General features: G+C 65.1%; 16 protein-coding genes. 5 read left to right on the plus strand and 11 right to left on the minus strand.

The genetic code is table 11. From position 1 onward, the window contains the following. Nucleotides 1–22: 22 nt before the first annotated feature. The 4 genes from lpxK to GA645_RS19150 all read right to left on the minus strand — a co-directional run bounded on the left by lpxK (nucleotide 23) and on the right by GA645_RS19150 (nucleotide 4,381). Nucleotides 23–1,021: a tetraacyldisaccharide 4'-kinase gene (gene lpxK, locus GA645_RS19135; RefSeq protein ID WP_152224550.1), complete on the minus strand. Its 999-nt coding sequence runs from the start codon at nucleotides 1,019–1,021 to the stop codon at nucleotides 23–25. After that, on the minus strand, nucleotides 1,021–1,467 hold the full coding sequence (locus tag GA645_RS19140) for a biopolymer transporter ExbD (RefSeq protein WP_152224551.1): 447 nt from the start codon (nucleotides 1,465–1,467) through the stop codon (nucleotides 1,021–1,023). The genes lpxK and GA645_RS19140 overlap by 1 nt, the downstream gene beginning before the upstream one ends. Beyond that, nucleotides 1,464–2,099, minus strand: coding sequence for a MotA/TolQ/ExbB proton channel family protein (locus GA645_RS19145; protein ID WP_152224552.1), 636 nt, complete (start codon nucleotides 2,097–2,099; stop codon nucleotides 1,464–1,466). Before GA645_RS19145 ends, GA645_RS19140 begins: the two co-directional genes overlap by 4 nt. Before the next feature lie 71 nt (nucleotides 2,100–2,170). Further along, nucleotides 2,171–4,381, minus strand: a complete 2,211-nt coding sequence (locus GA645_RS19150) for a DNA internalization-related competence protein ComEC/Rec2 (RefSeq protein ID WP_152228205.1) — start codon at nucleotides 4,379–4,381, stop codon at nucleotides 2,171–2,173. Nucleotides 4,382–4,545: 164 nt separating this feature from the next. On the opposite strand from GA645_RS19150, the gene GA645_RS19155 reads away from it, so the two are divergent. Continuing rightward, the gene (locus GA645_RS19155; protein ID WP_152224553.1) at nucleotides 4,546–5,076 is read left to right on the plus strand and encodes a DUF2062 domain-containing protein; all 531 of its coding nucleotides are present in this window, start codon (nucleotides 4,546–4,548) and stop codon (nucleotides 5,074–5,076) included. Nucleotides 5,077–5,248: 172 nt separating this feature from the next. Here the strand turns inward: GA645_RS19155 and GA645_RS19160 are convergent, their stop codons facing one another. From GA645_RS19160 to GA645_RS19170, 3 genes are read right to left on the minus strand one after another with little or no spacing between them, the layout of a single operon-like run. After that, nucleotides 5,249–6,496: a lipoprotein-releasing ABC transporter permease subunit gene (locus GA645_RS19160; RefSeq protein WP_152224554.1), complete on the minus strand. Its 1,248-nt coding sequence runs from the start codon at nucleotides 6,494–6,496 to the stop codon at nucleotides 5,249–5,251. A gap of 11 nt (nucleotides 6,497–6,507) precedes the next feature. Next, nucleotides 6,508–7,206 carry a lipoprotein-releasing ABC transporter ATP-binding protein LolD gene (lolD, locus tag GA645_RS19165; RefSeq protein ID WP_152224555.1) on the minus strand — a complete coding sequence of 233 codons (699 nt, stop codon included), beginning with the start codon at nucleotides 7,204–7,206 and terminating at the stop codon, nucleotides 6,508–6,510. Then, nucleotides 7,199–8,452, minus strand: a complete 1,254-nt coding sequence (locus tag GA645_RS19170; protein ID WP_152224556.1) for a lipoprotein-releasing ABC transporter permease subunit — start codon at nucleotides 8,450–8,452, stop codon at nucleotides 7,199–7,201. Before GA645_RS19170 ends, lolD begins: the two co-directional genes overlap by 8 nt. A 124-nt stretch (nucleotides 8,453–8,576) precedes the next feature. On the opposite strand from GA645_RS19170, the gene GA645_RS19175 reads away from it, so the two are divergent. The 3 genes from GA645_RS19175 to GA645_RS19185 are packed head-to-tail and all read left to right on the plus strand — an operon-like array spanning nucleotide 8,577 to nucleotide 10,203. After that, nucleotides 8,577–9,152 carry a PilZ domain-containing protein gene (locus GA645_RS19175; RefSeq protein ID WP_152224557.1) on the plus strand — a complete coding sequence of 192 codons (576 nt, stop codon included), beginning with the start codon at nucleotides 8,577–8,579 and terminating at the stop codon, nucleotides 9,150–9,152. 14 nt (nucleotides 9,153–9,166) lie between these two features. After that, nucleotides 9,167–9,484, plus strand: coding sequence for a phosphodiesterase (locus GA645_RS19180; protein ID WP_152224558.1), 318 nt, complete (start codon nucleotides 9,167–9,169; stop codon nucleotides 9,482–9,484). Then, the gene (locus GA645_RS19185; RefSeq protein WP_152224559.1) at nucleotides 9,481–10,203 is read left to right on the plus strand and encodes a glycerophosphodiester phosphodiesterase; all 723 of its coding nucleotides are present in this window, start codon (nucleotides 9,481–9,483) and stop codon (nucleotides 10,201–10,203) included. The genes GA645_RS19180 and GA645_RS19185 overlap by 4 nt, the downstream gene beginning before the upstream one ends. Before the next feature lie 42 nt (nucleotides 10,204–10,245). Here the strand turns inward: GA645_RS19185 and sthA are convergent, their stop codons facing one another. The 4 genes from sthA to GA645_RS19205 form a co-directional block, all read right to left on the minus strand. After that, on the minus strand, nucleotides 10,246–11,640 hold the full coding sequence (sthA, locus tag GA645_RS19190) for a Si-specific NAD(P)(+) transhydrogenase (protein WP_152224560.1): 1,395 nt from the start codon (nucleotides 11,638–11,640) through the stop codon (nucleotides 10,246–10,248). A gap of 212 nt (nucleotides 11,641–11,852) precedes the next feature. Beyond that, nucleotides 11,853–12,896 (minus strand): FAD:protein FMN transferase, encoded by a 1,044-nt coding sequence (locus GA645_RS19195; RefSeq protein WP_372239812.1) that lies wholly within the window; start codon nucleotides 12,894–12,896, stop codon nucleotides 11,853–11,855. A gap of 110 nt (nucleotides 12,897–13,006) precedes the next feature. Continuing rightward, entirely contained in the window at nucleotides 13,007–14,404 is a 1,398-nt protein-coding gene (locus GA645_RS19200; RefSeq protein WP_152224561.1) for an amino acid permease, read from the minus strand. 106 nt (nucleotides 14,405–14,510) lie between these two features. Then, nucleotides 14,511–15,974 (minus strand): glyceraldehyde-3-phosphate dehydrogenase, encoded by a 1,464-nt coding sequence (locus GA645_RS19205; protein ID WP_152224562.1) that lies wholly within the window; start codon nucleotides 15,972–15,974, stop codon nucleotides 14,511–14,513. A 140-nt stretch (nucleotides 15,975–16,114) separates the two neighbouring features. On the opposite strand from GA645_RS19205, the gene mfd reads away from it, so the two are divergent. After that, on the plus strand, nucleotides 16,115–19,579 hold the full coding sequence (gene mfd, locus GA645_RS19210) for a transcription-repair coupling factor (RefSeq protein ID WP_152224563.1): 3,465 nt from the start codon (nucleotides 16,115–16,117) through the stop codon (nucleotides 19,577–19,579). The last annotated feature ends 4 nt before the right edge of the window (nucleotides 19,580–19,583 follow it).

Below are 19,583 nucleotides of genomic sequence, written 5' to 3' on the forward strand. Positions count from 1 at the left end.
TGCGACGCCTGGGCGGCGCCGATCAGCGGGCGACCAGGCGCTCTAACTGGGCGTCGAACCAGGCGACGAAGGCCGGCGAGGGCTGCGCTTCGACGGCGAGGTACCACCAGTCGGGCGCGGCGAAGGACCGGCATTTCACCGCGTCCTTCTCTGTCATGACCAGCGGCAGCGCCGGGGTGAAGCGCAACTGCTCGGCGGTGTAGGCCGCATGGTCGGGGAAGGGATGCGGAATCGGCCGCCAGTTTAGCGCCTCGAGCGTTGCGAAGAAACGCTGCGGGTTGCCGATCCCGGCCAGGGCGTGGAGCGCCTGACCGGCGGGAAAATGCTCGACGCCACGGCGTTCGCCGCTGGCCAGGTTGACCAGGGCGGAAGGTCGCAGGACGAAGGAGAAGGCGCCCGGCGGGTCAGACGGTGCGCCGTTGTGCAGCACGGCGTCGACTTCGCCCAATCGCTCGGCGGGTTCACGCAGCGGCCCGGCGGGCAGGCAGCGGCCGTTGCCGAGGCCGCGGGCAGCGTCGATCAGCACCAACTCCAGGTCACGGGCCAGCCGGTAGTGCTGCAGGCCGTCATCGCAGAGGATCAGGTCCAGCGGCTCTTCGGCCAGCAGCGCGCGCACGGCGCTGGAGCGGTCCGGGTCGATCATCAGCGGGACGCCGCTGCGGCGCACGATCATCAGCGGTTCGTCGCCCGCCTCCGCCGCCGCTTGCTCGGCGCGCACGCGCCAGGGCGTCTGCGGCGGCTTGGCGCCATAGCCGCGGCTGACCACGCCGACCTTGAGGCCAAGGGCGCGGCAGTGCTCGATCAGCCAGAGGATCATCGGCGTCTTGCCGGTGCCGCCCACGGTCACATTACCGACGACGATGATCGGCACCGGGGCGCGGTAGGCAGGTTTGACGCCGGAGAGGAAGTCTCGCCGACGGCCTTGGGCAACGCGCCGATAAAGCAGTTCGAGCGGCTTGAGCAGGGCAAGGGCCGGATGGCCCTTGTACCAGGCGTCGAGCAGGCGATCGGAGAACGCCATCAGGGCTTCTTGTCCGAATGGGCCTCGATGGTGGTGATGCGCAAGTGGGTGAAGCCCAGCTTGCCTGCGGCATCCATCGCGGTGACCACGGACTGGTAGTTCACCTTGCCATCGGCAGTGATCACTACCGGCAGGCTGTTGTCGCCGGCGGATTCGCGCTGCATGGCGTTCATCAGGTTTTCCAGGTCATCGCGGGCCAGGCTCTGGCCGTTCAGGGCGTAATGACCTTCGACGCTGATGGAAATTTCCAGCTGCTTGATTTCGGTGGCTTCCGGTGGGGTACCGCTGACCGCCTCGGGCAGTTCGACCTTGAGTTGCGCCGGCTTGGTGAACGAGGTGCTGACCACGAAGAACAGCAGCAGCACGAAGATCACATCGATCAGCGACGCCAGGTTGATGAAGACGTCCTCGCGGGCCGCTCCGCCCGCTCTGCGGCGGAACTTCACGCTTTGCCTTCCTCGGCGAAATCGACTTCGCGATCGCCCTGGGTCACTTCCACCAGCTTGATGGCTTCCTGCTCCATGGCGATGACCAGTTCATCGACGCGGCGCAGCAGGTAACGGTGGAAGAACACCGCCGGGATCGCCACGATCAGGCCGGAAGCCGTGGTGATCAGGGCCTTGGAGATACCGCCGGCAAGCATCGGCGCGTTGGCCATGCCATCACCCATGAAGGCACTGAAGATCTGGATCATGCCGAACACGGTGCCCAGCAGGCCGAGCAGCGGGGCCATGGCGGCGATGGTGCCCAGCGCGTTGAGGTAGCGCTCCAGTTCGTGGATGACGCGGGACGCGGCCTCCTCGATGCACTCCTTCATGATCTCGCGGCCATGCTTGGAGTTGGCCAGGCCGGCGGCAAGGACTTCACCCAGCGGGGACGACGCGCGCAGGTCCTTGAGGGCCTGGCTGTTCATCTTCTTGTCCTTGATCTGCTTCCACACCTGGCCGAGCAGTTGCGGCGGGGCCACGCGGCTCTTGCGCAGGGTCCAGAGACGTTCGGCGACGATCGCCATGGCGGCGATGGAGCTCAGCAAGATCGGCAGCATCATCCAGCCGCCAGCTTTGACCAGTTCCCACACAGTGGTGAATCCCCTGAAAAAAAGTGGCGCCACTCTAGCACAGGGGCCGGTGCCAGCCGATCGCCCCCGTCTCATTTTTCCTGCCAGAAATGTGCGCCTTCCCGCACTCCCCGGAGCTCGCCGTGGGCGCCAAGCATCAGTATCAGAGCGCCCTCCTCGGCCGTATCGTGAAGGCGGATGCCCAGCTCGCGAAAGCGCTCGACGACCGACGGATGGGGGTGGCCATAGGGATTGTTGGCGCCGCGGGAAAAGATCGCGACGGATGGCCCCAGGGCCCGCACGAAGGCAGGCCCGGAGGAGCTGCGACTGCCGTGATGTCCCGCCAGCAACCAATCGACGTGGACATCCGGGTGCTCGGCCAGCCAGGCCCGCTCGCCGGCCTGCGGCAAGTCACCGGTCAACAGCAACCGCTCGCCGCCGGCCTCGAGCGCCAGCACGCAGGAGCGATCATTGCTCTCCTTCGCGCCGTCCCAGGCCCAGCTTGAGAAATTCACGCCATCGATCACCCAGTGCTCTTTCCGACAAGGCCGAGCCTGCAACCTGGGCGAAAGGCGCTCCGGCTCGCCACTGATCACCTGCGGCGGCCGCAACGAGTTCTTTACCGCTTGGGCGCCACCGGCGTGGTCGTTGTCCGCATGGCTGAGCATCAGCAGGTCCAGATGATCGATCCCCAGGCTGCGCAACGTCGGCACGACGACGCGCTCACCGATATCGAAATCGCCATTGCGCGCACCCGTGTCATAAAGCCAGGCCTGGCTCCGGGTGCGGATCAACACCGAAAGGCCCTGCCCGACATCCAGCACCCGAACCTCGGCCTGCCCCGGCGGCGGCAATTCAACCGACGGCCAGAACACCGGCAGGAACATCGCCAACCCCAGCGCCCGCAATGGCACACCCGCTGGCGCCAGCAATAACAACGCCCCTAGCATCGCCAGCAGCAATGCCCAGGCAGGCGCCGCCAACGGCTGCCAGGCCGGCGCGAGCCCGGCCATCCAGGTCAGCAGGCGGAACAGCAGCTCCAGCAGCCCGCCGGATACCCAGAGCAGCGCCTCGCCCAGCCAGGGAATACCCAATGCCAGACAGCCCAGCAGGGCGAGTGGCACGACCACCATTTCCACCCAGGGCACGGCGATCAGGTTCGCGACCACCCCGGAAATGCTCAGTGGTAGGCCGAGGGCAATGGACGCCGGCAGCAAGCCGATCGCCATCAGCCATTGCGCGCGCAGCCAGGTGCGCCAGGCTGTCCAGCGCCCCAGCCGGCCGGAAAAACCGAAGATCAGCAGCGCCACAGCCGCGTAGGACAGCCAGAAGCCGGGCAGCAGTACGACCAGCGGCTCGGCCATGAGCACCGCCAGCAAGGCGCCGAGCAATGGCGTCCACAGGCCGCTCTGGCGGTAACGCAGGCGCCACAGGAGGACGATCGAGACCATGATGCAGGCGCGCTGCAGCGGCACATCGAACCCCGCCATCAGGCTGTAGGCCCAGGCGCCGGTTGCGGCGAGCAGGCAGGCACAGGGCAGCCAGGGCAGGCGCGCGGGCCAGACGCCCCAGCGCGCCAGCCCGGCGACCAGGGCATAGAGCAACCCGGCCAGCAGCGAGATATGCGAACCGGAGATCACCATCAGGTGCAGGGTTCCGGTGTCCTGCAGCACCTGCCAGTCCGCCGTGGTCAGGCCGGAGGCGTCACCCAGCACCAGCGCCGCCAACGCGCCGGAGCGGCCGTTTGCATCGACCGCCAGCAAGCGCTGCCGCCAGGCTTCGCGCCAAGCGGGTGGGCCGCTGGCCGTCTCCAGTCGCTGCCCATCCTTTACGCTGCCGGTAGCACCGATACGCTGCGCGGTGAGCCAGGCCTCGTAATCGAACCCGGCGCCATTGACCATGCCATGGGGGCGTTTGAGCTTAACCGCCAGACGCCAGCGCTCCCCGCCCTCAACCGGCGGGCCATCGAACCAGGAGAGGCGCAACGTTCCAGGCACCTGAGCACGCGGGCTGGAAACTTCGGAAAGCATGAAGCGCACCGAAGCCCCGGAGCGATCCGGCAGCCCCTCTACCCGGCCCTCCAGCCATAGCGTGCGCCCGTCGAGGTCCCTGGCCAGCCGGTCATCCAGCGCCCACAGCGCCGACTGGCAAGCCCAGGCGAACCCGAGCAGGAACAGGCCGATGAAATAGCCACGGGTGAACAGCAGGGGCAACGCCAGCACAGCCAGCAGCAACAGCACCCATCCGCCTGGAATGGCCGATAACCAGCGCACCGCCAGCAGCCCGACGGCCAGCGCGAACATCCCTGAACGAGGCAACGGACTCCTCCCTGGAGCCACCGCATGACCGCTGGTCCGGCCGATCGGCGATCGGGCCCCTGCGGTTACACACGGACATACTTGGCAACGAATGACTGTCACCTAGCTAGGCATAATGGGCCGTCGTCCGTCTGCCAGAGATTTCCTCCATGCCGCGCCGAATTTTCAAGCGCTACATGCCGGATCCGGAGAGCATCAGAAACCACAAGGGCCTGCGCTTTCTCGGACCGCTGATCCAGTCGCCCAACCTTTGGCATCTGAATCGCCGCTCCGTGTCCCGCGCCATGGGCATGGGTCTGTTCGCCGCCTTCATCCCGATCCCGCTGCAGATGCTGCTGGCTGCCTCGCTGGCGATCTGGGTGCGCGCCAACCTGCCGATCTCGGTCGGGCTGGTCTGGCTGACCAACCCGATCACCATGCCGCCGGTGTTCTACTGCACCTACAAGATGGGCGCGTGGGTCATGGGCGTCCCTGCGCGCACCCTGCCCGACCACCTGACCTGGGAGTGGATCAGCGGGGAGCTGTCGATGCTCTGGCAGCCGTTCCTGCTCGGCTCGGTGATCTGCGGGATCCTGGTAGGCATCCTTGGCTACCTGGCCACTGCAGGCTACTGGCGCTGGTGGATCGGCCGCAGCTGGCGGCGGCGCCGGGCGCTGCGCAATCTGCAAAACGGAATTTGACGAGGTCCCCGTAGAAGCGGACTTCGTCTGCGATTGCTTCAACGCCACTCCTGCCAATCAGGGAGCGCGGCCGGCCAATCGCGGACAGAGTCCGCTCCTACACCAATCCCAGCCACCGATGGCAGACATGAAAAAGCCGCCCCGAGGGGCGGCTTTTTCGTAGCCCGGTGAATCACTCGTAACGCAGCGACTCCGCCGGCTGGGTCGAGGCCGCACGCCAGGCCGGATAGAGCGTGGCGAGGAAGCTCATCGACAGCGCCGCGACACAGATCAGGACGATATCCAGCACCTGCGGGTCGGACGGCAGGTAATTGATGAAATAGATGTCCGAGTTGAACACGTGGGTGCCGGCGACGCGCTCCAGGGTCGAGACGATGGCGGTAACGTTGTATGCCGCCAGCACGCCGAGCACGCAGCCGATGACGGTGCCGATCAGCCCGATCACCGTGCCCTGCACCATGAAGATCGCCATGATCTGCTTCGGCGTGGCACCCAGGGTGCGGAGGATCGCGATGTCCGCGCGCTTGTCGGCCACCACCATGATCAGGGTGGCGATGATGTTGAAGGCGGCGACCGCGACGATCAGCAACAGCAGCAGGCCGATCATGGTCTTTTCCATCTTCATCGCGCTGAACAGGCTACCCTGGGTGTGGGTCCAGTCCACCGAGCGGTAACCGTCGCCCAACTGCTTGGCGATGGCAGCACCAATGTCGGGCGCCTGGAACAGGTCCTTCAGGGCGATGCGCACGCTCTGCACCTGGCCGGGCTGCCAGCGCATCAGGCTGGCAGCGTCATCCACGTGGACCAGCGCCAGGGTGCTGTCCAGCTCGGCGCCGACCTTGAACACGCCGACGACGTTCAGACGTTGCATGCGCGGGGTGATGCCGCCGGGCGCAGTACTCGGCTCCGGGACGATCAGCAGCAGGCTGTCGCCGACGCTGACGTGGAAACGCCGCGCGGTGATCTCGCCAATGACGACGCCGAACTCACCGGCCTTCAGGTCATCGAAGCGCCCCTGGACCATGTGCTGGCCAATAATCGATACCTGGGTTTCCAGCGCCGGATCGACGCCATCGACCTCGATGGGCTGCATCAGGCCCTTGTAGGAGAGCATGCCGTCGACTTCGGTGTAGGGCACCGCGCCAACCACCTGCGGATTCTTCTTCGCCGCGTCGGCCACGTGCTGCCAGTCGTTCAGCGGACCGCTGACCGGTTGCAGCACGGCGTGGGGCACCATGCCGAGGATGCGCGAGCGCATTTCCTTCTGGAAACCGTTCATGACCGACAGCACCACGATCATCGCCAGCACGCCCAGGGCGAGACCGATCATCGAGGTCAGGGAAATGAACGAGATGTAGTGGTTGCGTCGCTTGGCACGGGTATAGCGGGTGCCGATGAAGACGGACAGGGGTCTGAACATTCCGTTATCCCTCAGGCGGCGACCAGCCGCCCCTCCTCCAGGCGCAGCACACGGTCCATCTGCTGGGCGAGGTGGGTGTCGTGGGTCACCACCAGGAAGGCGGTGCGCAAGGATTGCGACAGCTCCAGCATCAGCTCCTGGATACCGTAGGCGGTGTGCTGGTCGAGGTTGCCGGTGGGCTCGTCGAGCAACACCAGTTGAGGCGTATTCACCAGGGCACGGGCGATGGCCACGCGCTGGCGCTCACCGCCGGAAAGCTCGGCCGGCTTGTGGCTCAGGCGATGGCCCAGGCCCACGCGCTCCAGCAGCGCGGTCGCCCGCTGGCGCGCCTCGGGGATTGGCGTCTTGGCGATCAGCAGCGGCATGCAGACGTTCTCCAGGGCGGTGAACTCCGGCAGCAGGTGGTGGAACTGGTAGACGAAGCCCAGCGCGCGGTTGCGCAGCAGGCCGCGCTGCTTCTCGTTCAACGCCGACAACTGCTCGCCGGCCAGCCAGACGCTGCCGGTACTGGGCGTATCGAGGCCACCGAGCATGTTCAGCAAGGTGCTCTTGCCCGAGCCCGAACTGCCGACGATGGCGACGCGTTCGCCTGGCAAAAGCTCAAGCTGCACACCGGAGAGGACCTCGACCGACTGCGGGCCTTCCTCGTAGCGCTTGCCGAGGTCGCGGCAGCTCAGGACGGCCAGGTCGTGGTGGGTCGGCTTACTCATAACGCAAGGCCTCCGCGGGCTGGGTGCGGGCCGCACGCCAGGCCGGATACAGGGTGGCGAAGAAACTCAGGACCAGCGCGGCGCCGCACACCAGGATCACGTCCTCGCTCATCAGTTGCGAGGGCAGGTAATCGATGAAGTAGACGTCCGCATTGAGGAATTTGTGGCCCAGCAGGCGTTCCAGCAGGGCGATGGCGTCGCTGACGTTGAGCGCCGCGAGGATGCCCAGCACGCCGCCGATCAGGGTACCGATCACCCCGATCACCGTGCCCTGGACCATGAATGTCGCCATGATCTGCCCCGGCGTGGCGCCCAGGGTGCGCAGGATGGCGATGTCGGCCTTCTTGTCGGTGACGACCATGACCAGGGTGGAAATGATGTTGAACGCGGCGACCGCGACGATCAGCAGCAGCAACAGGCCGATCATGGATTTCTCCATGCGGATGGCCTGGTACAGGTTGCCGTGGCTGCGGGTCCAGTCGCGGGCGAAGTAGTCGTTGCCCTTCAGGGTACGGGCGATTTCCCAGGCGGTGCGCGGCGCCTGGAACAGGTCGTCGAGCTTCAGGCGCAGGCCTTCGACCTGGCCATCCTTGAGGCGGCGCATGCGCGCGGCGTCGTCGATGTGGACCATGGCGACGTAGCCGTCCAGCTCGCCGGCGCCGACGTGGAAGGTACCGACCACGGTGAAGCGCTTCATGCGCGGGAACATGCCGGCCGGCGTGACCGAGACTTCCGGGGCGATGAAGGTGACCTTGTCGCCCAGCTTCACGCCGAGATTCTTCGCCGCCTTGTCACCGATCAGGATGCCGAACTCGCCGGGCTTGAGGCTCTGCAGCGAGCCTTCCTGGAAGAACTGGTCGATGATCGAGACCTTGCTCTCCTCGTTCGGGTCTACCGCGTTGATCAGCACCTTCTGCACCGTGCCGCCGGCACTGAGCAGGCCCTGCATCTGGATGAAGGGCGCGACCTCCAGCACGTTGGGGTGCTGGGTCTTGATCTGTCCGGCGATGCCTTGCCAGTCAGAGATGGGCTGGTAGGACTCGACCGTGGCGTGGGGCACCATGCCCAGCACGCGGGTGCGCATCTCGTGGTCGAAGCCGTTCATGACCGAGAGCACGACGATCATCACCACCACGCCCAGCGCGAGGCCGATCATGGAGGTGAGCGAAATGAAGGAAACGAAGTGGCTGCGGCGTTTGGCGCGTGTGTAGCGCGTTCCGATGTAGACGGAAAGAGGTCTGAACATGTGGGGCCGATTGAGAAGATGAAGAGTGCGTCGGGCGTCAGTTCCATCTGGCGTGCGACTTCCGTGTGGCGAGGCTCGGCAGGCGGCTTTACACTCAGACCATCACTGCCGCCGTGGGTTCGCCATGTCCACTCCAGACGCGGATGACCGCCGCGAATACTATCGTATTGAAGACACGCTCGCATTGGAATTTCGCCCGCTGCGCGAGGACGAGATCCAGTCGGGAGAAGTGCTTCAGGATGATTCCGCGCTGTTCAATCTGCTCAGCGACCTGCACCTGACCGATTTCGAGTCGCAGCACCTGCTGCGTCATATCAATGAGCGCGACCGCCCGCTGGCCAGCTACCTGAAGGTAATCAACAAGCGCATCGACCTGATTGCCCAGGCCCTGACCCAGAGCCTGCTGCGCGAGATCGGTCCGGCCCGCCAGGTCACACTGTCCGAGGGCGGCATAGACTTCCGCGACGACCAGCCCCTTGCGCTCGGCCAGGGCCTGGCACTTAAGATCGTCCTGCTGCCCCAGGGCCTGGGCCTGCTGCTGCGCGCCAAGGTCACCCACTGCCAGCAACACCCCGAGGGAAGCTACGAGATCGGCACCGAGTTCGAGACACTCAGCGATGCCCAGCGCCAGTTGCTGGCCCGCCACATCCTCCAGCGCCAGGCTCTGGAACGCCGCCTGGCCAAGGCCCGCGGCGAATGAACGAAGGGAACCGCATGCGTCACCTGCTTCTGCTGCTCTGCCTTGCCACACCCCTGCCACTGATGGCCGATACGATAGAAATACCGATCGGCGACCAGGGCGATTCGCATATCGTCGTCCCGGCCGGCGGCGAGACCCAGAAAGAGGTGCTGGAACGCTTCGGCCTGCCGGACGAGGAACACCCACCAGTCGGCAAGCCACCAATCACCCGCTGGGACTACCGCGAGTTCAGTGTCTATTTCGAGAGCCGCCGCGTCATCCATGCGGTGCGCCAGTACCACGCCCAATACCCCAACTCTCCCCAGAATCCGTCTCCCAAGGAGCCCCAGTGACTCTGATCTATGGCCATCGCGGCGCCAAAGGCGAAGCGCCGGAAAACACCCTGACCAGCTTCCAGCGCTGCCTGGAACACAACGTGAAGCGTTGCGAACTGGACCTGCACCTGTCCCGCGACGGCGAGCTGATGGTCATCCACGACCCGACGCTCAAGCGCACCACCGGCCGCCGCGGCAAGGTCTCCGAGCAACTGGCGGACGATCTGGTCACCATGGACGCCCGCGACGGCGGGCCGGGCTGGGTGCGCCCCTGCCCCATCCCGCGTCTGGCGGAGCTGTTCGAGCGCTGCGAGTTCGAGCACTGGCAGCTGGAGGTCAAAAGTGCCTCGAAGGAGCGCGCGGGTCGCACGGTACAGGCGATCCACCAACTGGTCGGCCGCTTCGGTCTGCGCGACCGGATTACCGTGACTTCGAGCTCGCGCACCGTCCTGCGCGCCTTGGAAGAACTGGCGCCGGAGCTGTCCCGCGGGCTGGTGGCCGAGTACGCCTGGCTCGACCCGCTGAAGGTCGCCGCGCACTACGGCTGCGATCTGCTGGCGCTGAACTGGATGCTGTGCACCCCGGAGCGGCTGCTCAAGGCGCAGAAGCAGGGCCTGCATGTGTCTGTATGGACGGTCAACGAGCCGGCCCTGATGCGCCGGCTCGCTGATTTTGGCGTGGATAGCCTGATTACAGACTTTCCCGGTTTGGCCACTGCCACGATCGGGAATCGCTGAGCAGGTTCCCCCCGACCGGCTCAGGCCGCCGGTCGGGGTATTTCAAAAAATCCGGTTCAGGCCGTCGAACGCCGCTACGCGGTAGGCTTCGGCCATGGTCGGATAGTTGAAGGTGGTGTTGACGAAGTACTTCAGGGTATTCAGCTCGCCCGGCTGATTCATGATCGCCTGGCCGATATGGACGATCTCCGAAGCCTGGTCGCCGAAGCAGTGCACGCCAAGGATTTCCAGGGTTTCGCGGTGGAACAGGATCTTCAGCATGCCCACCGGCTCGTTGGAGATCTGTGCGCGGGCCATGCCCTTGAAGAAGGCCTTGCCCACTTCATAGGGAATCTTCGCCGCAGTCAGCTCGCTTTCGTTGCGGCCGATGGAGCTAATCTCCGGAATGGTATAGATGCCGGTCGGCACGTCATTCACGAAACGCCAGCCATCGTGCTCGACGATATTGCCGGCGGCCGAACGACCCTGGTCGTAGGCGGCGCTGGCCAGGCTCGGCCAACCGATCACGTCGCCCGCGGCGTAGATATTCGAAACCGAGGTACGGTAGTTCTCGTCCACCTCGATCTGGCCACGGCTGTTGACCTTGATGCCGATGTTCTCCAGACCCAGGCGGTCGGTATTGCCGGTGCGGCCGTTGCACCACAGCAGGGCGTCAGCCTTGATCTTCTTGCCCGACTTCAGGTGCAGGATCACCCCGTTGTCCAGGCCTTCCACGCGCTCGTATTCCTCGTTGTGACGAATCAGCACGTTGTTGTTGCGCAGGTGGTAACTCAGCGCATCGGAAATTTCGTCGTCGAGGAAGCTCAGCAGCTGGTCGCGGGTATCGACCAGGTCCACCAGCACGCCCAGGCCGCTGAAGATCGAGGCGTACTCGCAACCGATCACGCCGGCTCCGTAGATGATCAGACGGCGCGGGGTGTGGCTCAGGGACAGGATGGTGTCGCTGTCGTAGACGCGCGGGTGGTTGAAGTTGATGTCCGACGGGCGATACGGACGCGAGCCGGTGGCGATGACGAACTGGTCGGCCACCAGGCGCTCCACGGCGCCGCTAGGGGTCACCACCTCAACGGTGCGCTCGTCGACGAAGCTGGCGGTGCCGTTGAACATATCGATGCGGTTGCGCGCGTAGTAGCCGGTGCGCGAGGCAACCTGCTTGCTGATGACCTTCTCGGCGCTTTTCAGCACGTCCGGGAAGGAGAACCAGCGCGGCTCGCCGATCTGGCGGAACATGGGGTTGGTGTTGAACTCGATGATCTGCTTCACCGAGTGACGCAGCGCCTTGGACGGAATGGTGCCCAGGTGCGTGCAGTTGCCGCCGACCACGCGACGGCTGTCCACCACCGCCAGCTTGCGCCCGTACTTGGAGGCGTTCATCGCCGCCCCCTCGCCTGCCGGGCCCGTGCCGAGAATCACCACGTCGTAGTTGTAGACAGCCATGCGTACTCCTTCAGAACAGGCCGGGACGCCCGCTTGGCGCTCCCGGCAAAGCCCCGGCACCACATGCGCCGAGGCGGATCGAAATCATTGGCGCAGCTTAGCCCTGCGGCAAAAGGCTGCACATTAGCGGTTGGTCGGCAGGTAGGCGAGTTTTGCCGCCACTACATGCCGCCGACCTCCTTCGTGGCGGACCATCATGCCCGGCGAAGCTTTCATTCAGGCGTCGGAAACAGCGCTTCGAAGCGCGGCGTCACGCGGGTGACGAAACCATCGCCCTGGCGCACGATGAAGAACGCCGCCAGGCCGTGCCGCTCGGCAAAGGTATAGCCCTCCTCCGGCCCCAGCACCATCAACAGGGTCGACAGGCCATCGGCATGCAACACCTGCGCATCGGCCACCGTGACCGCTGCCAGCGCATGCCTGACCGGCCTGCCGCTGCGCGCATCGAAGGTGTGCGAGTAGCGCTGCCCACCTTCTTCGAAATAGTTGCGGTAGTCACCGGAGGTGGACAGCCCGAAGCCGTCCAGCGCCACCGAGCGCTCCACCTGCCGCTCGCGCTCGCCGTTGGGCACTTCCAGCGCGATGCGCCAGGGCGTGCCGTCGGGTTTGTGGCCCACCGCCTTGAGCTCGCCGGTGATTTCCACCAGGAAGTCCTTCAGCCCCTGCTCGGCCAGGCGCTCGCTGACCTTGTCCACCGCATAGCCAGCCACGATGCTGTCGAAGTCCAGCTGCACATCCACCGACTTGCACAGGCTCTCTCCGCCCTGGGACAGATACTGGTGGCCGACGCGCGCACGCGCGAGCTCAAGGGCGGCTGCATCGGGCACCTGCTCCTTGCGCGACTGCGGGCCGAAGCCCCAGAGATTCATCAGCGGCTCGACCGTCAGGTCGAAAGCGCCGTCGCTCTGCTGCGCAAGCTCCTCGCCGTAGCGCCAGAGCTTGAGCATGTCCGCCGGCATCGCCATGCACGCACCGGCCGGAAGGGCGTTGAAGCGCGATACCACGGAGTCGTCTCGGTAGGTGGAGAACTGCTCGTCCAGGCCGGTCAGTATCGACTCGACTTCGGCCTTGAGCTTCGCGGCATCCGGCGACTGGCCGGTCGGCACATACTGCACCGTATAGCTGCTGCCCATGGTCGGGCCGCCGAAGTGTTCGACGGACTGCCCGCAACCACCCAGGCCTGCAAACAGAGGCGTGGCAATCAACAGCGCGATCAGCAGTCTTGCACGGGACAAGGTTCTCTCCTTCGCCGCCAGGCGCGCGGCGCCGGCATTCTACCGCAAGCACCCGGCGCCACTGTTTCCGCTCTGGCAAAGGTGCATTACCAAAAGAAAACGGGAGCCGAAGCTCCCGTTTCCCGATCGACTCAGGCGTTCGCCTGGGCCGCGGACTTGCGCTTGAACAGGTAGCAGACACCCATCAGCAAGACCCACACCGGAATCGCGTACACCGACACGTCGATGCCCGGGATCTGCAGCATGATGCCGAGGATGAACACCACGAAGGCCAGGCACAGCCAGTTGCCGAAGGGGTACCACAGCGCGCGGAAGAACGGCTGCACACCCTTGGCCACCATGGCCTTGCGGAACTTCATGTGGGCCAGGCTGATCATCGCCCAGTTGATCACCAGGGCGGCGACCACCAGGGACATCAGCAGCTCCAGCGCCTGGTGCGGGATCACGTAGTTGACCACCACGCAGGCCAGGGTAATGAAGGCCGAAACGCCGATGGCCAGCAGCGGCACGCCACGGTCGTCGACCTTGGCGAAGGCGCGCGGAGCATCGCCCTGCTCGGCCAGGCCGTAGAGCATGCGGCTGTTGCAGTACACGCAGCTGTTGTAGACCGACAGCGCGGCGGTGAGCACCACGAAGTTCAGCACGTTGGCCGCGAAATCGCTGCCCAGCAGCGAGAACACCTTCACGAACGGGCTGCCGCTGTAGGGATCGCCGGCGCTGCTGATGCTCTGCAGCAGGGCATCCCAGGGGTACAGCGAGAGCAGCACGGCCAGGGCGCCGATATAGAAGATCAGGATGCGGTAGATGACCTGGTTGATCGCCTTGGGGATCACCTTCTTCGGCTCGGAGGCCTCGGCCGCGGTAATGCCCACCAGCTCAAGACCGCCGAAGGAGAACATGATGATCGCCAGGACCATCACCAGACCCTTCCAGCCATTGGGGAAGAAGCCGCCGTGGGCCCACAGGTTGCTCACCGAGGCCTGCGGGCCACCGGTGCCGCTGACCAGCAGCCAGATGCCGAGCAGGATCATGCCGATGATGGCGACGACCTTGATGATCGCGAACCAGAATTCGGTCTCGCCGAAGGCCTTTACGTTGAATAGGTTGATGGCGTTGATCAGGACGAAGAACACCGCCGCGGTCGCCCAGGTGGGGAAGTCCGGCCACCAGAACTGGATGTACTTGCCGACAGCGGTCAGCTCCGACATGCCCACCAGGATGTACAGCACCCAGTAGTTCCAGCCGGACATGAAGCCGGCGAAACCGCCCCAGTACTTGTGCGCGAAATGGCTGAAGGAACCGGCAACGGGCTCCTCGACGATCATTTCACCCAACTGGCGCATGATCAGGAAGGCGATGAAGCCACCGATGGCGTAGCCGAGGATCATCGACGGGCCGGCCGATTGCAGAACGCCGGCCGAACCCAGGAACAGGCCGGTGCCGATGGCGCCGCCGAGGGCAATCAGCTGGATATGGCGGTTCTTCAGACCGCGCTTCAGCTCGCCTTCATGCAGATGTTGTCCATCCATTCGAAGTCTTTCCACTTTCAGGGATTGGCAGATTTTATCGTTGGTATCGGGTGCCACTAACGAAAAACGGGAGCCCGAGAGCTCCCGTTTCTCTAGTCCGCCTGGATCAGTGCGGGAAAGCCGGCGGGTTGACGCCAGCCATCTCTTCCATCACACGGACGACCTGGCAGCTGTAGCCGAACTCGTTGTCGTACCACACGTACAGGACGACACGGTTGTCGTTGGCGATGGTCGCCTCGGCATCGACGACACCGGCATGGCGGGAGCCGACGAAGTCGCTGGACACCACTTCCTGGGAGGAGACGAAGTCGATCTGCTTCTGCAGGTCCGAGTGCATGGCCATCTGGCGCAGGTACTCGTTGATCTCTTCGCGATTGGTGGCCTTTTCCAGGTTCAGGTTCAGGATCGCCATGGAGACGTTCGGCGTCGGAACGCGGATGGCGTTGCCGGTCAGCTTGCCCTTCAGAACCGGCAGGGCCTTGGCGGCTGCGGTGGCGGCACCGGTCTCGGTGATCACCATGTTTAGCGGCGCGGCGCGGCCACGACGGCTGCCCTTGTGGAAGTTGTCGATCAGGTTCTGGTCGTTGGTGAACGAGTGAACGGTTTCGACGTGGCCGTTGACGATGCCGTACTGGTCGTTCACGGCCTTGAGCACCGGCACGATGGCGTTGGTGGTGCAGGAAGCGGCGGAAACGATCTTGTCGTCAGCGGTGATGTCGCCATGGTTGATGCCATGAACGATGTTCTTCAGCGCGCCTTTGCCCGGAGCGGTCAGGATCACGCGGTCTACGCCCGGGCACTTCAGGTGCTGGCCCAGACCTTCGGCGTCACGCCACTTGCCGGTGTTGTCGACCAGCAGGGCGTTCTTGATGCCGTACTGGGTGTAGTCGATCGACGCCGGGTCGTTGGAGTAGATCACCTGGATCAGGTTGCCGTTGGCGGTGATGGTGTTCTGCTCTTCATCGATGGTGATGGTGCCTTCGAACGGACCATGCACGGAGTCGCGGCGCAGCAGGCTGGCGCGCTTGACCAGATCGTTCTCGGCGCCCTTGCGGACGACGATGGCACGCAGGCGCAGGCCGTCGCCACCACCGGTCTTCTCGATGAGGATGCGCGCCAGCAGGCGGCCGATGCGGCCGAAGCCGTACAGGACGACGTCGGTGCCTTCGCGGGCGCCGCCGTTCTGCTTGCCGACCACGTCGGCCAGTTCGTCCTTGGTGAACTGCTCGATGCTGCGACCGTTACCTTCGGCCTTGAACTTGGCAACCATCTTGCCCAGGTCGACGGAAGCGGCGCCCAGCTTGAGCTCGCTCATCGCCTTGAGGATCGGGAAGGTGTCGTGTACCGACAGGCCGCCTTCGGCCAGGCGGTGACGGGCGAAACGGTGCGCTTTGAGAATCGCGATCACCGAACGGTTGATCAGGCCACGGCCGTAGATCGAGGTCACCACGTTGTTGTTACGGTAGAGTTGGCCGATCAGCGGAATCATGGCTTCCGCGAGGGCTTCACGATCGATCCACTCACCGAGACACTGGTCGGGCTTCTGGGTCACGGGCAATACCTTCCACATGTAGGAGAAGAAAAAAGGGGCTACATTATGACGGCGTGAACAATCGCCGGCAATCCGCAGCGGTCGTATGACTGACATCCGTCAATCGGGATAGTTACAATCCGACCGGTCAAATCCCTCGACCGGAGCCACGAACGCCCGTGTCCGTACTGCGCATTCCTTCATTGCCGACCAGTGCCGGCAAGCAATCCTGGGGCAACCTGCCGGGCGCCGCCCTGAGCCTTGCCATTGCCGAAGCCTCGGCGTCCGCCAATCGTTTCACCCTGTTGCTGACCGCCGACAGCCAGAGTGCCGAGCGCCTGGAGCAGGAGCTGAGCTTCTTTGCGCCGGACCTGCCGGTGCTGCAACTGCCGGACTGGGAAACCCTGCCCTACGACGTCTTTTCGCCGCACCAGGACATCATTTCCCAGCGCGTTGCCACGCTTTATCAGCTGCCCGAGCTGCGCCGCGGCGTGCTGGTGGTTCCGATCACCACAACCCTGCACCGCCTGGCGCCGGCCAAGTTCCTGCTCGGCAGCAGCCTGGTGCTGGACGTCGGCCAGAAGCTCGACGTCGAGCAGATGCGCAGCCGCTTCGAGGCCGCCGGCTACCGCTGCGTCGATACGGTTTATGAGCACGGCGAGTTTGCCGTGCGCGGCGCGCTGATCGACCTGTTCCCGATGGGCAGCGAGCTGCCCTACCGCATCGACCTGTTCGATGACGAAATCGAGACGCTGCGCACCTTCGACCCGGAAACCCAGCGCTCCATCGACAAGGTGGAGAGCATCCGCCTGCTGCCGGCCCGCGAGTTCCCGCTGCGCAAAGAGTCGGTGACCGGCTTCCGTGGCCGCTTCCGTGAACGCTTCGACGTCGACTACCGCCGCTGCCCGATCTACCAGGACCTGGCCAGCGGCCTGACACCCGCCGGTATCGAGTACTACATCCCGCTGTTCTTCGAAGAGGGCGAGACGTCAACGCTGTTCGACTACCTGCCGCAGGACACCCAGGTGTTCTCCCTGCCGGGCATCGAGACCGCCGCCGAGCAGTTCTGGACCGACGTTCGCAGCCGCTACGAAGACCGCCGCTATGACCCGGAACGCCCACTGCTGCCGCCAGCCGAGGTGTTCCTGCCGGTGGAAGACTGCTTCGCCCGCCTGAAGAACTGGCCGCGCGTCGTCGTCAGCCCTGAGCCGATCGAGACCGGCGTCGGCCGCGAGCGTTTCGCCGCCGAGTCGCTGCCGGAACTGGCCATCGAGGCCAAGGCCACCGAGCCGCTGGCGCGCCTGCGCCAGTTCATCGAACAGTTCGACGGGCGCATCCTGTTCACCGCCGAATCCGCCGGCCGCCGCGAAGTGCTGCTGGAGCTGCTGGCGCGACTGAAGCTGCGCCCGGTGGAAGTCGACGGCTGGCCGGGCTTCCTGGCGCACAAGGATCGCTTGGCGATCACCATCGCGCCGATGGACGAAGGCCTACTGCTGGATGCCGTCAAGGGGCAGCCGGGCATCGCCCTGGTGGCCGAGAGCCCGCTGTTCGGCCAGCGCGTCATGCAGCGCCGCCGCCGCGAGAAGACCCGCGATGGCGGCGAGAACGTCATCAAGAACCTCACCGAGCTGCGCGAAGGTGCGCCGGTGGTGCACATCGACCACGGCGTCGGCCGCTACATGGGCCTGATTACCCTGGAGATCGACGACCAGAACGCCGAATTCCTCGCCCTGCAATACGCCGACGAAGCCAAGCTCTACGTGCCGGTGGCCAACCTGCACCTGATCGCCCGCTACACCGGCAGCGACGACGCCCTGGCGCCGCTGCACAAGCTGGGCTCGGAAACCTGGCAGAAGGCCAAGCGCAAGGCTGCCGAGCAGGTCCGCGACGTCGCCGCCGAGCTGCTCGACATCTACGCCCGCCGTGCCGCCCGCAAGGGTTACGCCTTCAAGGACCCGCAGGCCGACTACGCCACCTTCTCCGCCGGCTTCCCCTTCGAGGAAACCCCGGACCAGCAGACCGCCATCGAATCAGTGGTGGCCGACATGCTCGCCGAAAAACCGATGGACCGCCTGGTCTGCGGCGACGTGGGCTTCGGCAAGACCGAAGTGGCCATGCGCGCCGCCTTCGTCGCCGTGCATAGCGGCCGGCAGGTCGCCGTGCTGGTGCCCACTACCCTACTCGCCCAGCAGCACTACAACAGCTTCCGCGATCGCTTCGCCGACTGGCCGGTGACGGTCGAGGTGATGAGCCGCTTCAAATCGGCCAAGGAAGTCGAAGGCGCCGTCGGTCAACTGGCCGAAGGCAAGGTGGACATCGTCATCGGCACCCACAAGCTGCTGCAGGACGACGTCAAGTTCAAGAACCTCGGCCTGGTCATCATCGACGAGGAACACCGCTTCGGCGTGCGCCAGAAGGAGCAGCTCAAGGCCCTGCGCAGCGAGGTGGACATCCTCACCCTCACCGCCACGCCGATCCCGCGCACCCTGAACATGGCCGTGGCCGGCATGCGCGACCTCTCGATCATCGCCACGCCGCCGGCACGCCGCCTCTCGGTGCGCACCTTCGTCATGGAGGAGCAGAAGTCGGTGATCAAGGAAGCCCTGCTGCGCGAACTGCTGCGCGGCGGCCAGGTGTACTTCCTGCACAACGAGGTGAAGACCATCGAGAAGTGCGCCCGCGACCTGGCGGAGCTGGTTCCGGAAGCGCGCATCGGCGTCGGCCATGGGCAGATGAACGAGCGCGATCTGGAACGGGTGATGAGCGACTTCTACCACAAGCGCTTCAACGTGCTGGTGGCCTCGACCATCATCGAGACCGGCATCGACGTGCCGAGCGCCAACACCATCCTCATCGAGCGCGCCGACAAATTCGGCCTGGCCCAGCTGCACCAGTTGCGCGGGCGCGTCGGCCGCAGCCACCACCAGGCCTACGCCTACCTGCTCACTCCACCGCGCAAGCAGATGACCCCGGACGCCGAGAAGCGCCTGGAAGCCATCGCCAACGCCCAGGACCTGGGCGCCGGCTTCGTGCTGGCCACCCATGACCTGGAAATCCGCGGCGCCGGCGAACTGCTCGGCGAAGGCCAGAGCGGGCAGATCCAGGCGGTGGGCTTCACCCTCTACATGGAAATGCTCGAACGCGCGGTGAAGGCCATCCGCAAGGGCGAGCAGCCGAACCTGGAGCAGCCGCTGGGCGGCGGCCCGGACATCAACCTGCGGGTGCCGGCGCTGATCCCCGAGGACTACCTGCCGGACGTCCACGGGCGCCTGATCCTCTACAAACGCATCGCCAACGCCCTCGACGAAGACGGCCTGCGCGAACTGCAGGTGGAAATGATCGATCGCTTCGGCCTGCTGCCTGAGCCAGCGAAGAATCTGATGCGTCTGACTCTTCTCAAACTGCAGGCGGAAAAGCTCGGAATCGTGAAGGTAGATGCCGGCCCCCAGGGAGGCCGGGTAGAATTCGCCGCCGATACCTGCGTCGACCCGCTGGTGCTGATCAAGATGATCCAGAGCCAGCCCAATCGGTACAAATTCGAAGGGGCCACCCTCTTCAAGTTCCAGGTGCCCATGGAGCGCCCGGAAGAACGATTCAACACGCTGGAGGCGCTGCTCGAGCGCCTCACGCCACAGACTCACTAAGGAC

Source organism: Pseudomonas sp. SCB32 (genome assembly GCF_009189165.1).
Taxonomy (GTDB): domain Bacteria; phylum Pseudomonadota; class Gammaproteobacteria; order Pseudomonadales; family Pseudomonadaceae; genus Pseudomonas.

Coding starts and splice junctions, on each gene's coding strand:
- lpxK (WP_152224550.1), bottom strand. CDS start 1,021: ATGGCGTTCTCCGATCGCCTGCTCGACGCCTGGTACAAGGGCCATCCG.
- GA645_RS19150 (WP_152228205.1), bottom strand. CDS start 4,381: ATGTTCGCGCTGGCCGTCGGGCTGCTGGCGGTGCGCTGGTTATCGGCC.
- GA645_RS19155 (WP_152224553.1), top strand. CDS start 4,546: ATGCCGCGCCGAATTTTCAAGCGCTACATGCCGGATCCGGAGAGCATC.
- GA645_RS19160 (WP_152224554.1), bottom strand. CDS start 6,496: ATGTTCAGACCCCTGTCCGTCTTCATCGGCACCCGCTATACCCGTGCC.
- lolD (WP_152224555.1), bottom strand. CDS start 7,206: ATGAGTAAGCCGACCCACCACGACCTGGCCGTCCTGAGCTGCCGCGAC.
- GA645_RS19170 (WP_152224556.1), bottom strand. CDS start 8,452: ATGTTCAGACCTCTTTCCGTCTACATCGGAACGCGCTACACACGCGCC.
- GA645_RS19175 (WP_152224557.1), top strand. CDS start 8,577: ATGTCCACTCCAGACGCGGATGACCGCCGCGAATACTATCGTATTGAA.
- GA645_RS19180 (WP_152224558.1), top strand. CDS start 9,167: ATGCGTCACCTGCTTCTGCTGCTCTGCCTTGCCACACCCCTGCCACTG.
- sthA (WP_152224560.1), bottom strand. CDS start 11,640: ATGGCTGTCTACAACTACGACGTGGTGATTCTCGGCACGGGCCCGGCA.
- GA645_RS19200 (WP_152224561.1), bottom strand. CDS start 14,404: ATGGATGGACAACATCTGCATGAAGGCGAGCTGAAGCGCGGTCTGAAG.
- GA645_RS19205 (WP_152224562.1), bottom strand. CDS start 15,974: ATGTGGAAGGTATTGCCCGTGACCCAGAAGCCCGACCAGTGTCTCGGT.